This is a genomic window from Lentzea sp. NPDC058436 (genome assembly GCF_042721515.1).
Lineage (GTDB): Bacteria > Actinomycetota > Actinomycetes > Mycobacteriales > Pseudonocardiaceae > Lentzea.
The window spans coordinates 99,526-113,982 of the sequence record NZ_JBHXLF010000022.1; the positions used below are offsets into that span (position 1 = coordinate 99,526).

Consider the following 14,457-nt stretch of genomic DNA (forward strand, 5'->3'; position numbering starts at 1 on the left):
TCCGCAAAGGACGTTACCGGGCGAACGGCGCAAGACCCGTCAGGGACTCGTGGTGAACTCCGGTGTCGTCACCCGGTCGAACCCGACCCGCCGCGTCTCGCCGGTCATCGTGAGCTTCACCGCGGAGTGGATGTTCTCGCTGGACGTGCCGACGTGCAGCTCGATGTCGCCGGGATCGACCTGGCGGTGGCCGGAGCGGCCGGTGTAGGAGGTGAGGTCGGCGTGCAGCCGGGCCGTGACCGTGCGGGTCTCGCCGGGCGCGAGGTCCACCTTCGCCGCGCCGACCAGCTGCCGGACGGGCCGCGCGACCTCGGCCACCGGGTCGTGCAGGTAGATCTGCACGACCTCGCTGGTCGGGACCTCCGTGTCGTTGCGGACGACCACGTGCACCTTGCACACGCCGTCGGTCGGCCACTCGCGTTCCTCGCAACCCGCCGTCACCCACGAGGCCGGTGCGTAGGAGAGCCCGTGCCCGAACGGGAACAGCGGTGTCGGGTCCACGTTGCTGACCTCGGTGCGCCTGCCGAGCTGCGCGCTGAGGTAGGTGGAGGGCTGGCCGGAACCGGCGCCGGGGAAGCTGACCGGGAGCCTGCCGGACGGGTTGACACGCCCGCTCAGCACACCGGCGAGCGCCGGCCCGCCCTCCTGGCCCGGGTAGAAGCCGCACACGACGGCGGCCAGCCGGTCGGCCTGCCGGGACAGGTCGTAGGGCCGGCCCGACAGCAGCACGAGCACCACCGGCATGCCGGTGCCGAGCACCGCCTCCAGCAGTTCCTCCTGGCGGCCGGGCAGCGTCAGGTCCGCGACGTCGCAGCCCTCGCCGGACGTGCCGTTGCCGAACAGACCGGCCTGGTCGCCGAGCACGACGACGCAGACGTCCGCCTGCCGCGCGGCCTCGACCGCCTCGGCGATCTCGTCGTCCGTCCCGCCGAGCACGGGGCAGCCGAGCGCGAACACCACGTCGTGGTCCTCGCGCAACGCGTCCAGCACCGTGGTGACCTCGACGCCCATCTCCGCGTCCGGGTGGTGCACACCGACGTGCAGCGGGAACGAGTAGCAGCCCATCATCGCGCCGGGCTCGGCGGCGCGCGGGCCCACGACGGCCAGCCGCTTGCCCGCCAACGGCAGCACGCCGTCGTTCTGCAGCAGCACGATCGAGCGCTCGGCCACCTCGCGGGCCAGCGCACGCGACTCGTCGTCGTCCAGGTCGAGGTTCGCGTCGGGCGCGGGGGAGTAGTCCGGGTCGAGCAGGCCCAGCTCGATCTTCTGCGTGAGCACGCGGGTCAGCGCCCTGTCGACGAGGTCGACGTCGACCCTGTTGAAGTAGAGGCCTTCGAGCAGCGGCTCGCCGAAGCAGTCCACAGTGGGCAGTTCGACGTCGATCCCCGCCGTCAGCGCCTGCGCCGCCGCGTCCTCGCGTCCGGAGGCGACGCCGTGCAGCTTGTGCAGGAACGCCACGGAGAAGTAGTCGGACACCAGGGTCCCGGTGAAGCCGTACTCGTCGCGCAGCCGGTCGGTGAGCAGTGAGGTGTCCGCGGCCGCCGGAACGCCATCGTTGTCGGCGTAGGAGTTCATGACCGACCTGGCGCCCGCCTTCAGCGCCATCTCGAACGGCGGCAGGATCACGTCGGCGAACTCGCGCGGCCCCATCGAGACCGGCGCGTGGTTGCGTCCCGCGCGGGAGGCCGAGTAGCCGGCGAAGTGCTTGAGGGTGGACACGATCCCCGCCGACTCGAGTCCCTCGACGTACGCGGAACCGATCGTGCCGACCAGGTGCGGGTCCTCGCCGATGGTCTCCTCGACCCGGCCCCACCGCAGGTCGCGCGTGACGTCGAGGACGGGCGCGAGACCCTGGTGGATGCCGAGGCGGCGCATGGAGTCGCCGAACTTCGCGGCCATGCGCCGCACCAGGTCCGGCTCGAAGGTCGCGCCCCAGCACAGCGGTGACGGGTACACGGTCGCCTGCCAGGCGGCCAGCCCGGTCAGGCACTCCTCGTGCGCCACCGCGGGAATCCCGAAGCGGCTCGCCTCGATGATCTGCCGCTGGGTGCGGGCGAGGGTGCGTGCGCCGACCTCGGGCGCGATCGGCCGGGTGCCGAACACGCGGGTGAGCTGGCCGATGCCGTGCTTGGTCAGCTCGTCGAAGTCCTGCGGTGCCACGGCGAACTCGTGCTGGTGCGGGGCCATCTCACCGCCGGCGTCGATGCCGGCCCAGATGCCCTGCAGCTGCGCGATCTTCTCCTGCGGCGTCATGCGTGCGACCAGGTCGCGCACACGATCGGCCACGGGGGCATGCGGATTGCGCCAGACCTCGTCCGGCGTGGTGGCTTCTGTCGTCACAGGAACAACCTCAGGGTGTCAGTGGACGTGTCGACTGCCGGACGACCAGGTCGGTGCCCAGGGTGATGTGCGTGTCGGCGGGCTCGTCGCCGTTGATGAGCCGCACGAGCAGTTCGAGCGCGCGGTGGCCCATCTCGCGGATCGGCTGCTCCACCGTCGTGAGCGGCGGTGTGCACAGCGCGGACTCGGGGATGTTGTCGAAGCCGACCACCGAGAGGTCCTCCGGCACGCGCAGGCCGAGTTCGAGGGCCGCGCTGATGGCGGCGATGGCCGTGGTGTCGTTGGCGGCGAAGATCGCGGTCGGCCGGTCGGGCCCGCTCAGCAGTTCGCGGGCGGACGCGGCGGCCACCTCGGCGTCGTAGTCGCCGCGGCGGACCAGCGCCTCGTCCACCGCCACGCCCGCGCTGGCGAGCGCTCCGCGGTAGCCGGTTTCGCGCTGCTGCGCGGACTTCAGGTCCTCGCGGCCGGTCAGCATCGCGATCCTGCGGTGGCCGAGCGCGAGCAGGTGCTCGGTCGCGAGCCGGCCGCCGTGCAGGTTGTCGGAGTCGACCGTGGGCAGCGCCGCGCGTCCGGTGTGCGGGTCGACCGCGACGACGGGCGTGCCGGGAATGCCTTCGAGGTCGACGGCGGGCGTGACCAGCACGGCGCCGTCGACGAGGGTGCCGCTCAACCGCGTGAGGTACCGCTGCTCCCAGCCGTGGGGGTCACCGGTTCGGCCGCCCGCCGAGTAGACGACGAGTTCGAACCCGGTGCCGCGGATGGCGTCCGCCGCGCCCTTGAGCAGTTCGGTGCTGAACGGCTCGATGTCGGCGACGAGGATGCCGATGACGTTCGTCCGGTGGTTGCGCAGGCTCTGCGCGACGAGGCTCGCCTCGTACCCGAGGTCCTTGATCACGGCGGTGACCCGCGCGAACGTCTCCGCGGAGACGCCGTAGCGGTTGTTGAGGACCTTGGACACGGTGGCGACCGAGACGCCGGCCTGAGCGGCGACATCTCTGATCGTGACGCGGGAGCGTGGAGGCACCGGGTCAGGCTAGCTGTGTAAAACGTTATCGACAACGATTGACACGACGCGGGTTCTAGCGGCAGTCTCTGGCCCCAACACACGCAGTCCAACCGGCCGACGTCGTCAGGAGTGGACCCCCGATGCGTTCCAGAAAGCCCCTTGCCCTCTTCGCCGCCGCGGCGTTCGTGCTGGCCGGGTGCGGTGGTGGCGGCGGTGACGCCTCCACGGAAGGCCCCGTCACGCTCACCTGGTGGCACAACCGCACCACCGAGCCGATGAAGTCGAAGTGGCAGCAGATCGCCGACGACTTCCACAAGACCCACCCGAACACCTCGTTCACGATCGAACCGATCCAGAACGAGCAGTTCCAGACCAAGGTGCCCCTCGCGTTGCAGGGCAACACCCCGCCGGACCTCTTCCAGCAGTGGGGAGGCGGCGCGCTCGCCGACCAGATGAAGTCCGGCAAGATCGCCGACGTCACGCAGGCGTCGTCGGGCTGGATCGGCCCGCTCGGCAAGTACGCCGACGGCTGGAAGGTCGGCGGCAAGCAGTACGGCGCCCCGTACCTGATGCACGCGGTCGGTTTCTGGTACCGCAAGGACGTCTTCGCCAATGCGGGGATCACGTCCACACCGACCACTTTGGACGAACTGAACGCGGCCGTCGCGAAGCTGAAGACCGCGGGCGTCGTGCCGATCGCGCTCGGTGGCAAGGACCGCTGGCCCGACGCGTTCTACTGGGCGTACTTCGCGGTGCGGCAGTGCTCGGTCGACACGCTGAAGAAGGCGGTCGAGAAGACCGAACTGGCCGACCCCTGCTTCACCAAGGCGGGGGAGAACCTCAAGAGCTTCCTGGACACGAAACCGTTCCAGGACGGGTTCGTCGGGACGCCCGCTCAGCAGGGGGCGGGCAGCTCGGCGGGCCTGGTCGCCAACGGCAAGGCGGCCATGGAGCTGCAGGGCGACTGGAACCCCGACGTGATGCAGGCGCTCACGGAGGACAAGGAGATCGGCTCGAAGATCGGCTGGTTCCCGTTCCCGAGCGTGCCCGGTGGCCAGGGCGACCCGAGCGTGCTGCTCGGCGGCGGTGACGGGTTCTCCTGCACCACGCGTGCGGCCCAGGCGTGCGCGGAGTTCCTCGGTCACCTCGTCGGCGACGACGTGCAGAAGATCCTCGCCGAGACCAACTCCGGTCTGCCGGTGACCCCCGCCGGCGTGGCCGCGTTGAAGAGCGAGCCGCACAAGACGATCGCCGAGGCCATGAACAAGGCTTCCTACCTGCAGTTCTACTTCGACACCGCGTTCCCGACCAAGGTCGGTCAGGCCCTCAACGACACCATCGCGAACTTCTTCGCAGGTCAGGGCGGACCCGACACCATCGTGAAGTCGGTGAGCGAAGCAGCAGCCGGGAACAAGTGATGAGTGCCGCGATCACCACGCGGCCGCCGACCGCCCCCGTGCCGCACGCGCCAGCGGCCGGGGGCACCCGGCGGCGGTCCCGCCTCCGCACCCGCCTCGAACTCGCCCTGCTGCTGACTCCGGCACTGGTGCTGTTCGTCGGGTTCGTCCTGATCCCCATCGGCGTCGCCGGGTACTACAGCCTCTACTCGTGGAACGGCTTCGGCCCGCTCACGGACTTCGTGGGGCTGGACAACTACGTCGACGCCTTCTCCGGTGACGTCTTCCAGAGCGCCATCGGGCACAACCTGATCATCGCCGTGCTGTCGATCGTCGTGCAGCTGCCGCTGAGCATCGGCCTGGCCATGCTGCTCAACCGCAAGCTGCACGGCAGGACGTTCCTGCGCATGGTGGTCTTCGCGCCGTACGTGCTGTCGGAGGCGGTGACCGCGGTGATCTGGCTGCTCATGTTGCAGCCGGGTGGGTTCGTCGACGAGATCCTGCGCGGCGTGGGCCTCGGCGGGCTCGTGCAGCTGTGGCTCGCCGACCAGTCGATCGTGCTCTACACGCTCTTCGTGGTGATCACGTGGAAGTACATCGGGTTCGGCGTGATCCTGCTGCTGGCCGGACTGCAGGGCGTGCCGCCAGAGCTGCGGGAGGCCGCCGCGCTCGACGGCGCGAGTGCCTGGCAGACCACGCGGCACGTCGTGCTCCCGTTGCTGGGACCGACGATCCGGGTGTGGATCTTCCTGTCCGTGATCGGGTCGCTGCAGCTGTTCGACCTGGTCTGGATCATGACCCTCGGTGGACCTGCCAACGCGTCCACGACCATGGCGACCTACCTGGTCGACCACGGCTTCAAGCGGTACGAGTTCGGCTTCGGCAGCGCGGTCGCCGTGATCCTCTTCATCATCTGCTTCGTGTTCGCGTTGTTCTACCAGCGGTTCGCGCTGCGCAGGGACACCGAGGGCGCCTTGACGGGGGTGCGCTGAGATGGTGCGTCGCAACGCAGTCGGCTACCTCGCCGCGTTCGCCGTCATCGGCATGACTGTCGTGCCGCTGTTGTTCGTGGTGCTGGGCGGTTTCCGCACCACAGCGCAGATCAACTCCTCGCCGGCCGGTCTGCCGGGGCCGTTGGTGTGGGACAACTACGTCGACGTGGCGACCTCGCCGGTGTTCTGGCGCCTGCTCGGCAACAGCGCGCTGATCGCGGTGATCGCGACGACGCTGGCGGTCGTGCTGGGTTCGATGGCGGCGTTCGCGTTGTCCCGCTACCGGTTCAGGGGCCGCGAGGGCTTCTACGCGTTGTTCACGCTGGGCCTGCTGTTCCCGCTCGGTGTGGCGACGCTGCCGCTGTACCTGTGGCTGCGTCAGCTCGGGCTGCTGGAGAACCCGCTCGGCGTCGCGATCCCGGAGGCCGCGTTCTCGCTGCCCGTCACGATCGTGATCCTGCGGCCGTTCATGAACGCCATCCCCGGTGAGCTGGAGGACGCGGCGCTGCTCGACGGCGCCGCCAAGCTCGGGTTCTTCTGGCGGATCCTGCTGCCGCTCTCGCGCCCGGCGCTGATCACGGTGTCGGTGCTCGCGTTCGTCACCAGCTGGAACTTCTACCTGTTGCCGTTGCTGGTGTTCAACGACTCCACCAACTTCACGCTCCCGCTCGGCGTGGCGATGTTCCAGTCCGAGCACACCCAGGACACCGCGAAGGTGCTCGCCTTCACCGCGCTGTCCATGATCCCCGCGCTCACGTTCTTCGTGCTCGCCGAACGCCGGATGGTGGGCGGCCTGACCGGCTCTGTGAAGGGATGATCGTGCGAACCCGATTAGCTGTGGGACTGGCCCTGCTCGTGGTGCTCGTGCAGTCCGCGCCCGCGTCGGCCGCAGGACCGTTGAAGGGCGTCACGAAGAGGTACGTGGGCAGCGCGGTGGCCGTCCAGCACCTCAACGCCGAGGCGGACTACAAGGCGGTGCTGACGCGGGAGTTCGACAGCGTCACGCCGGAGAACGAGATGAAGTGGGGCACCGTCGAGGCGGTGCGCGGCCAGTACGACTGGTCCGGCGCGGACGCGATCGTGGCCTACGCTCGGAAGACCGGGAAGTCCGTGCGCGGGCACACGTTGGTGTGGCACAGCCAGTTGCCGGACTGGGTGGGCGGTCTCGAAGCGGCCGAGCTGAGGAAGGTCGTTCGCGACCACGTGAAGACCGAGGCCGGCCGGTACCGCGGCAAGATCCGGGCGTGGGACGTCGTCAACGAGGCGTTCAACGAGGACGGCACGCGCAGGCCGACGGTGTTCCAGGAGAAGCTCGGCGACGGCTACATCGCCGACGCGTTCCGCTGGGCGCACCAGGCAGACCCGAAGGCCAAGCTGTACATCAACGACTACAACATCGAGGGCCTCAACCCCAAGAGCGACGCGACCTACGAGTTGGTGCGGTCGTTGAAGCGGCAGGGCGTGCCCATCCACGGCGTCGGCATCCAGGCGCACCTCTCGTTGATGTACGGCTTCCCGTCGGGCATGAAGGAGAACATCGCGCGGTTCGCCGCGCTTGGCCTGGACGTCGCGATCACCGAGGCCGACGTGCGGATCCCGTTGCCCGTCACGCCCGAGAAGCTCGTCTCGCAGGCGGACTACTTCGGACAGGTCTGGGACGCGTGCCACGCGGTGAAGCGGTGTGTCGAGTTCACGACGTGGGGCTTCACGGACCGGCACTCGTGGGTGCCCGGCGTGTTCCCCGGTGAGGGCGCTGCCTGCCTGTTCGACGAGAACCTGAGGCCGAAGCCCGCGTACGCCCGCCTCAACCCCTAGTGGAGTGTGTCCACTTGGCACAGTTCGAGAACCCGGTCCTGCCCGGCTCGCACCCGGATCCGTCGGTGTGCCGGGCGGGATCGGACTACTACCTCGTCACGTCGACGTTCGAGTACTTCCCCGGTCTGCCGGTCTACCACAGCAGGGACCTGGTGCACTGGCGGCTGCTCGGGCACGTGCTGGACCGGCCGTCCCAGCTGCCGTTGCAGGGCGTGCGGGCGTCCGGCGGCCTGTACGCGCCGACGATCCGGCACCACGACGGCGTCTTCTACGTGGTGTGCACGCTGGTCGACGGCGCCACGAAGAGCGGCAACTTCGTCGTGACCGCAACGGATCCGGCCGGCCCGTGGTCCGAGCCGACGTGGCTGCCGGAGGCGGACGGGTTCGACCCGTCGCTGTTCTTCGGCGACGACGGCCGCGCGTGGTGGACCGCGACCCGCGAGGTGCCGGGAGGAAGGCCCGGTCAGACCGAGGTGTGGCTGCGCGAGTTCGACCCGGTGCGTCGGGAGCTGACCGGGGCCGAACACGTGTTGTGGACAGGCGCGTTGCGGGACTCCGTCTGGGTGGAGGCGCCGCACCTGTACGAGGTGGGAGGGAAGTACGTGCTGCTCTGCGCGGAGGGCGGCACGGACTTCGAGCACTCGGTGGTGGTGGCGACGGCGGACGAGGTCACCGGCCCGTACCGCGGTTCGCCGCTGAACCCCGTGCTGACCCACCGCCACCTCGGTCGTGACCACCCGATCGCCGCCACCGGGCACGCCGACCTCGTGCTCACCCAGCACGGCCAGTGGTTCGCGGTGCTGCTCGCGACGCGGCCGTACGGCGGTTACAACTACAACCTCGGCCGCGAGACGTTCCTCGTGCCGGTGTCGTGGGAGGCGGGCGGTCCGGTGTTCAGCCCCGGCACCGGCAGGGTCGAGGCGCGGTACGACGTTCCTTCGCTGCCCGCCTGCCCGTGGCCGGAGGTCGCGGAGACCGACGACTTCGACGCGCCGGTTCTCGACCCCGCCTGGATGTTCCTGCGCACACCGGACGAGGTGTTCTTCTCGCTCACCGACCGGCCGGGCCACCTGCGGCTGCGGGTGCGCCCGGAGTCGGTCACCGACCTGGCCACGCCGAGCCTGGTCGTGCGACGCCAGCAGCACAGGGACTTCCACGCGTCCTGCGAGCTGGAGTTCGACGCCGGGCCGGGGGAGACCGCGGGAATGGTGTTGCTGCAGAACGACGAGCACCACGTCAGGCTGATGCTCGGCCACGACCGCGAGGTCACCCTCGTGTGCCGCGCCGGCGGACAGGACGAACTGCTGGCGCGGCACACGGTGCCGGAGGGTGTCGTGCGGCTGTGTTTCGAGGCCACGGGCCAGGAGCACTCGGCGTTGGTCGCCGCGGACGGCGGGCCGTGGGTGCCGCTGGGCGAACCGTTCGACGGGCGCGTGCTGAGCACGCAGGCCGCGGGCGGGTTCACCGGCGTGCACCTGGGACTGCTCGCGACCAGTGCCGGTGCGCCGAGCGACTCGTGGGCCGACTTCGGCAGCTTCACCTACCGGGCGGTCACTCCCGGGCGAGGACGTTCTGCAGCAGGGTCAGCGCCTGCTTGGCCACGACGTTGAACATGCCCATGGTGGTGTCCCGCTTGCCGAGCACCACCAGGAGCGTGTCCTCGTCGACGCCGAACACGCCGACCTGACCGGAGTCCCCTTCGAAGAACACCGCCTTCGGCAGGCCGATGCGGGCCTGCGAGGTGAACTGCGTCGCGAGACCGGCGGACGCCGCGGCCATCGCCGCGACGCCGTCGTCCTCGATGTCGCGCGTGACCCCGCACAACACCAGGCCGTCCCGCGTCGCGACCAGCACGCCGTTGATCGAGATCCTGTCGATGGCGCCGTAGATCTCCCGAAGCGCCTCTGTCATCTTCGTGGCGTTGGTGCCCGCTGCCTGTCGCGCGATCGCCGGTGCGGCCACCGGCGATGTCGTTCCGCGCCTGCGCAGGGGCAGCGCGCCGGAGTTGTGCGCTGCCTGGGAAGCCATCCCGCTCACACCGACAGGTCGTTTTCGATGGCCCTCAGGGTGTGCCGCGCCAGCGCGAGGTTGGCGCGCTCGCGGTCGAGCACGAGGTAGAGGAACAGCGAGTCACCCCGCTTGCCCTGCGACAACAGGCGGATCAGGTGGTACTGGCGGTGCAGGGTGATCAGGATGTCCTCGATCTCGTCGTTCAGGTTGAGCGCCGAGATCACCCGCTGCTTGGACCGCACGACCTCGGTGTTGCCGGCCGCGGCGATCTCCAGGTTCAGCCAGTCGCCGCCCCCGATCGAGCCCAGCGACATTCCGCTGTCGTAGTCCACAAGTGCGACTCCCACCGCACCGGTGATGTTCATGGCTTCTTTGAGAGCCGTTTCGATGTTCATTCCGACCGCTTCTCCTCGTGCGCGCCTTGTCACACGCAGCGACGACTTCCCCGAATCTGCAGCGAAAGCGCTGGCAGGCCGCGTGATCACGTCACCCTACGTCACTGCGCGGGGGAGAATGGCAGGTCCGTTCGGAGCAATGTGCGCACATTCGGGTCCGTTTAGGACCGAATGTGCGCACTGCTCACAATTCTCTACAAAGGACGTTCCGGATCACTTCGGGTCGAGCACGAACACCGGAATCGTCCGGTCGGCCTTCTCCTGGTACTCGGCGTAGTTGGGGAAGGCCGCGACGGCCCGCTCCCACCACTCGGCCCGCTCGGCGCCGTCGACCTCGCGCGCGGTGTAGTTCTTCGTCGCGGTGCCGTCCTGCAGCGCGATCTCCGGGTGCGCGACGATGTTGTGGTACCAGGTCGGGTGCTCGGGGGCACCGCCCTTGGACGCCACGACCGCGTAGCTGCCCTCGTGCTCCACGCGCATCACCGGGGTGTAGCGGAGTTTGCCGCTCTTCGCACCCCGGACGGTCAGGAGCACGATCGGCCTGCCGACGACCTTGATGCCCTCGGTCGTCCCGGTCTCGAGGATGGTCTGGGTCTGCCGCTGGACCCACTCGGTCGGGCTGAGTTCCACGTCTGCCATGAAACGATCAACGCTTGCGGAGCCGCCCGCATTCCCCAGTGGTGTGTCACGCAACGTTGGCGGCGTGATCCACGCTCAGCAGGGCGCCTCGCGGCACCGCCCCCACGCCCCCATACGTCCAGTATGAGGACGTGGGGGCGGCACCACGACGCACCCGTCTGACCGCGAATTCCACCGGCAACGTTGCGAGCCACACCACTAGCGCCGGACCATGGTCCGCTGCACCGCGATGAACACCAGCAGCAGCACCCCGATCACGATCTTCGTCCACCACGAGCTGAGCGTGCCCTGGAACGAGATCAGCGTCTGGATCGTGCCCAGGACCAGCACCCCGGCCAGCCCTCCGAGCACGTACCCGACCCCGCCCGCCAGCAGCGTTCCGCCGATCACCACGGCCGCGATGGCGTCGAGCTCCATCCCCACGGCGTGCAGGCCGTAGCCGGAGAGCATGTAGAGGCTGAACAGCAGCCCGGCCAGCGACGAGCACAGGCCGCTGATGACGTAGACGCCGACCTTGACGCGCGTGGTCGGCAGGCCCATGAGCAGCGCGGACGACTCGCTGCCGCCCACCGCGTACACCGTGCGGCCGAAGCGGGTGCGGTGCAGCACGTACATCGCGGCCGCGACGACGAGCAACGCGATCACGACGTTGTAGGTGATCGTGACGCCGCCCGGCAGTTCGATCGCGGCGGTGGCGACGCTCCGGAAGGTCCTGTCCTTGATGGACACCGACTCCACGCTGATCAGGAAGCACAGGCCGCGCGCGAGGAACATGCCGGCGAGCGTGACGATGAACGGCTGGATGTCGAACCTGTGGATCACCAGCCCCATCAGCAGGCCGAGCGTCGACCCGATCAGCAGCACGGCGACGATCACCAGCGGCACCGGCCAGCCCGCCTGCAGGCCCGAGGCGGTGACCATTGTGGACAGCGCGACGACCGAGCCGACGGACAGGTCGATGCCCCCGCTCAGGATCACGAACGTCATGCCCGCGGCCAGCACGATGAGGAAGGCGTTGTCGATGAACAGGTTCGCGACGACCTGGCCGGACGCGAACCCGTCGTAGCGTGCGGAGCCGACGCCGAACGCGAGGACGAACAGCGCGACCGTCGCGAGCACCGGCAGGAACCGCGACGGCACCCGTGGGGCGAGAGTGGTCATGACGGGACGGCCACCTTCCGGAAGCTCAGTGCGGCGCGGGCCTTCGGCGCCTGGACCAGGCACACGGCGATGACGACGATCGCCTTGAACACCAGCGTCACCTCGGGGGCGACGCCGATCGTGTAGACGGTGGTGGTGAGGGTCTGGATGATCAGCGCGCCGAGCAGCGTGCCGGTGAGCGAGTAGCGCCCGCCGGCGAGCGAGGTGCCGCCGATGACGACGGCGAGGATCGCGTCCATCTCGATCCACAGCCCGGCGTTGTTGGCGTCGGCCGCGCTGACGTTCGAGCTGATCATGAGCCCGGCGATGCCCGCGCACACCGCGGCGAACACGTAGACCGTCCAGATGATGGTCCTCGACCGCACACCGGCCAGCCGCGACGCCTCGGGGTTCACACCGACGGCCTCGATCAGCATGCCCAGCGCGGTCCGCCGGGTCACGAACGCCACCAGCGCGAGCACGAGCAGGCTGATCAGGATCGACGTCGGCAGGACCACGAACCCGGCGCCGACCTGCTTGAACGCCGTGTTGTTGACCGTGACGATCTGGCCCTCGGTCACGAGCATCGCGATCCCGCGGCCCGCGGTCATCAGCACCAGGGTCGCGATGATCGGCTGGATGCCGAGGCCCGCCACCAAGAACCCGTTCCACAGTCCCAACACCGCGCACAGCACCAGTGCGATCGCCATGCCCGCGATGGCGGTGCCGGCACTGTCCGACGTTCCGATGTGGACACAAGTCACGGCGCCCGCGATCGCCGCCACCGCGCCGACGGAGAGGTCGATGCCCCGCGTGGCGATCACCAGCGTCATGCCGAGAGCGATCAGCAACGTCGGCGCGCCGTTCTTGAGCACGTCGACCAGACCGCCGTAGAGGTGGCCGTCCTGCATGCGCAACGCGAAGAACGACGGCGTCACGACCAGGTTGAGCAGCAACAGCGCGACCAGTGCGATCAGCGGCCACAGCAGCCGGTTCTTCACGACACCACCTTCTCCGGCGCGGCCCCGCCCGCGATCAGTTCGACGACCTCGTCGACCCCGGTCACCGAGCCGTCCAGCTCGGCGATCTTGCGCCGGTCGCGCAGCACGACGATCCGGTCGGAGATGCGCACGACCTCCTCCAGTTCCGCGGAGATGAACAGGACCGCGGTGCCCTCCGCGGCCAGCGACGTCACGAGCTGCTGGATCTGGGCCTTGGCGCCGATGTCGATGCCGCGCGTCGGCTCGTCCAGGATCAGCAGCCGTGGTTCGGTGACGAGCCAGCGCGCCAGCAGCACCTTCTGCTGGTTGCCGCCGGACAGGGTGCGCACCAGCGCGTCCGGGTTGGCGGGCCGGATGTCCAGCGCCTTCAGGTACTTCTCGACGAGCTGGTCCTTGGTCCTGCGCGGCAGCGGCCGGGTCCAGCCGCGCGCCGCCTGCATCGCGAGCACCAGGTTGTCGCGGATCGAGAGGTCCGCGACCAGGCCCTCGCCCTTGCGGTCCTCCGAGCTGAACGCGATGCCCGCCGCGATCGCCGACCGGGGCCCGCGCAGGCGCAGCGGGGCGCCGTCCACGAGGAGCCTGCCGGAGTCCGCGCGGTCGGCGCCGAAGAGCAGCCGGGCGAGCTCGGTGCGGCCGGAGCCGAGCAGACCGGCGAGGCCGACGACCTCGCCCGCGCGGATCTCCAGGTCGAACGGGTCGATCGCACCGCGCCTGCCGAGCCCCGACGCGTGCAGCAGCACCGGTCCGTCGGCGTGCCGCTTCTCCGCGGCGTCCTCGATCGCCTCCAGCGTGCCGAGGTCACGGCCGATCATCTGCGCGATGAGCGTGCGCCGGTCCACGTCCGCGGTCAGGTGCTCGCCGACGAGGGTTCCGTTGCGCAGCACCGTCATCCGGTCGGAGATCTCGTAGACCTGGTCGAGGAAGTGCGAGACGAACAGGATCGCCACGCCCTCGTCCCGCAGCACGCGCATGATCCGGAACAGCTCGGCGACCTCGCCGGCGTCCAGACTCGACGTCGGCTCGTCGAGCACGAGGACGCGGCAGTCGATCGCGATGGCCCTGGCGATGGCGACGAGCTGCTGCACGGCGATCGGGTGCTCGCTGAGGCTCGACGCCGGGTCGATGTGCACGCCGATGCGCGCGAGCACCTCCTTGGCGCGCCTGCGCATCGCCGGGAAGTCGATGCCGCCGAACCGGCGCGGTTCGCGCCCCAGCAGGATGTTCTCCGCGACCGTGAGGTTCGCGCAGAGGTTGACCTCCTGGTACACCGTGCTGATCCCGGCGTGCTGCGCCTCGCCGGGGGAGGAGAACGCCACCTCGTCACCGCCGAGCACGACCTGCCCGCCGTCGGGCCGGTGCACCCCGGTCAGGGTCTTGATCAGGGTGGACTTCCCGGCGCCGTTCTCGCCCATCAGGGCGTGCACCTCGCCGGGGAACAGCCGGAAGTCGACGTCCTGCAACGCCTTCACGCCGGGAAACGCGAGGCTGATGCCCCGCATCTCGACGACGGGTAGTGGTGGCTCGGTGATCGGCGCCGTCATGGGCAATGGCCTTCGCAGCTGGGCCGCGGGGCCCGTCATCCGGATGCGCGTCCATGACGGGCCCCGCAGGTCTCGGGGGTCTTGCCTCGGTGCGGGGTGCTGGGGGGGGGGGTGGTGGGGCGGCGCCACCCCACGAAAAACCTGCGGGTTCGTAACAAAAACTGAAGAGGGGTTATAAAAA

13 protein-coding genes are annotated in these 14,457 nt (G+C 69.5%); 5 read left to right on the top strand and 8 right to left on the bottom strand.

Translation table 11 applies throughout. From position 1 onward, the window contains the following. Positions 1-39 precede the first annotated feature (39 nt). Together ACFWN2_RS39780 and ACFWN2_RS39785 are read right to left on the bottom strand one after the other, a co-directional pair. Positions 40-2,340 (bottom strand): glycoside hydrolase family 3 N-terminal domain-containing protein, encoded by a 2,301-nt coding sequence (locus tag ACFWN2_RS39780; RefSeq protein ID WP_382435742.1) that lies wholly within the window; start codon positions 2,338-2,340, stop codon positions 40-42. Between the two features lie 10 nt (positions 2,341-2,350). Further along, complete coding sequence (locus tag ACFWN2_RS39785; protein ID WP_382435743.1) at positions 2,351-3,364, bottom strand: LacI family DNA-binding transcriptional regulator; 1,014 nt, start codon at positions 3,362-3,364, stop codon at positions 2,351-2,353. 122 nt (positions 3,365-3,486) lie between these two features. Between ACFWN2_RS39785 and ACFWN2_RS39790 the strand changes: the two genes are divergently transcribed. From ACFWN2_RS39790 to ACFWN2_RS39810, 5 genes are read left to right on the top strand one after another with little or no spacing between them, the layout of a single operon-like run. After that, positions 3,487-4,764: an extracellular solute-binding protein gene (locus ACFWN2_RS39790; protein WP_382435744.1), complete on the top strand. Its 1,278-nt coding sequence runs from the start codon at positions 3,487-3,489 to the stop codon at positions 4,762-4,764. Beyond that, positions 4,764-5,735: a carbohydrate ABC transporter permease gene (locus ACFWN2_RS39795; RefSeq protein ID WP_382435745.1), complete on the top strand. Its 972-nt coding sequence runs from the start codon at positions 4,764-4,766 to the stop codon at positions 5,733-5,735. Before ACFWN2_RS39790 ends, ACFWN2_RS39795 begins: the two co-directional genes overlap by 1 nt. A 1-nt stretch (position 5,736) precedes the next feature. Beyond that, entirely contained in the window at positions 5,737-6,552 is an 816-nt protein-coding gene (locus ACFWN2_RS39800; protein WP_382435746.1) for a carbohydrate ABC transporter permease, read from the top strand. After that, on the top strand, positions 6,549-7,550 hold the full coding sequence (locus ACFWN2_RS39805) for an endo-1,4-beta-xylanase (RefSeq protein ID WP_382435747.1): 1,002 nt from the start codon (positions 6,549-6,551) through the stop codon (positions 7,548-7,550). Before ACFWN2_RS39800 ends, ACFWN2_RS39805 begins: the two co-directional genes overlap by 4 nt. 14 nt (positions 7,551-7,564) lie before the next feature. Continuing rightward, the gene (locus tag ACFWN2_RS39810; RefSeq protein ID WP_382435748.1) at positions 7,565-9,160 is read left to right on the top strand and encodes a glycoside hydrolase family 43 protein; all 1,596 of its coding nucleotides are present in this window, start codon (positions 7,565-7,567) and stop codon (positions 9,158-9,160) included. Here ACFWN2_RS39810 and ACFWN2_RS39815 read toward each other — a convergent pair. From ACFWN2_RS39815 to ACFWN2_RS39840, 6 genes are all read right to left on the bottom strand, one after another. Beyond that, the gene (locus ACFWN2_RS39815) at positions 9,102-9,578 is read right to left on the bottom strand and encodes a roadblock/LC7 domain-containing protein (protein WP_382435749.1); all 477 of its coding nucleotides are present in this window, start codon (positions 9,576-9,578) and stop codon (positions 9,102-9,104) included. The two genes, ACFWN2_RS39810 and ACFWN2_RS39815, sit on opposite strands and share 59 nt — an antisense overlap. Before the next feature lie 5 nt (positions 9,579-9,583). Continuing rightward, on the bottom strand, positions 9,584-9,955 hold the full coding sequence (locus ACFWN2_RS39820; RefSeq protein WP_382435750.1) for a hypothetical protein: 372 nt from the start codon (positions 9,953-9,955) through the stop codon (positions 9,584-9,586). 213 nt (positions 9,956-10,168) lie between these two features. Then, positions 10,169-10,594, bottom strand: coding sequence for a nitroreductase family deazaflavin-dependent oxidoreductase (locus ACFWN2_RS39825; RefSeq protein ID WP_382435751.1), 426 nt, complete (start codon positions 10,592-10,594; stop codon positions 10,169-10,171). 198 nt (positions 10,595-10,792) lie between these two features. Beyond that, positions 10,793-11,755 carry a galactofuranose ABC transporter, permease protein YjfF gene (yjfF, locus tag ACFWN2_RS39830; protein WP_382435752.1) on the bottom strand — a complete coding sequence of 321 codons (963 nt, stop codon included), beginning with the start codon at positions 11,753-11,755 and terminating at the stop codon, positions 10,793-10,795. After that, entirely contained in the window at positions 11,752-12,735 is a 984-nt protein-coding gene (locus ACFWN2_RS39835; RefSeq protein ID WP_382435753.1) for an ABC transporter permease, read from the bottom strand. Before ACFWN2_RS39835 ends, yjfF begins: the two co-directional genes overlap by 4 nt. After that, positions 12,732-14,276 carry a sugar ABC transporter ATP-binding protein gene (locus tag ACFWN2_RS39840; protein WP_382435754.1) on the bottom strand — a complete coding sequence of 515 codons (1,545 nt, stop codon included), beginning with the start codon at positions 14,274-14,276 and terminating at the stop codon, positions 12,732-12,734. The genes ACFWN2_RS39835 and ACFWN2_RS39840 overlap by 4 nt, the downstream gene beginning before the upstream one ends. Positions 14,277-14,457: the final 181 nt, after the last annotated feature.

Bases quoted from the DNA above. Each gene is read 5' to 3' on its own strand.
- ACFWN2_RS39790 (WP_382435744.1), top strand. From the start codon at position 3,487: ATGCGTTCCAGAAAGCCCCTTGCCCTCTTCGCCGCCGCGGCGTTCGTG.
- ACFWN2_RS39795 (WP_382435745.1), top strand. From the start codon at position 4,764: ATGAGTGCCGCGATCACCACGCGGCCGCCGACCGCCCCCGTGCCGCAC.
- ACFWN2_RS39800 (WP_382435746.1), top strand. From the start codon at position 5,737: ATGGTGCGTCGCAACGCAGTCGGCTACCTCGCCGCGTTCGCCGTCATC.
- ACFWN2_RS39805 (WP_382435747.1), top strand. From the start codon at position 6,549: ATGATCGTGCGAACCCGATTAGCTGTGGGACTGGCCCTGCTCGTGGTG.
- ACFWN2_RS39815 (WP_382435749.1), bottom strand. From the start codon at position 9,578: ATGGCTTCCCAGGCAGCGCACAACTCCGGCGCGCTGCCCCTGCGCAGG.
- ACFWN2_RS39820 (WP_382435750.1), bottom strand. From the start codon at position 9,955: ATGAACATCGAAACGGCTCTCAAAGAAGCCATGAACATCACCGGTGCG.
- ACFWN2_RS39825 (WP_382435751.1), bottom strand. From the start codon at position 10,594: ATGGCAGACGTGGAACTCAGCCCGACCGAGTGGGTCCAGCGGCAGACC.
- yjfF (WP_382435752.1), bottom strand. From the start codon at position 11,755: ATGACCACTCTCGCCCCACGGGTGCCGTCGCGGTTCCTGCCGGTGCTC.
- ACFWN2_RS39840 (WP_382435754.1), bottom strand. From the start codon at position 14,276: ATGACGGCGCCGATCACCGAGCCACCACTACCCGTCGTCGAGATGCGG.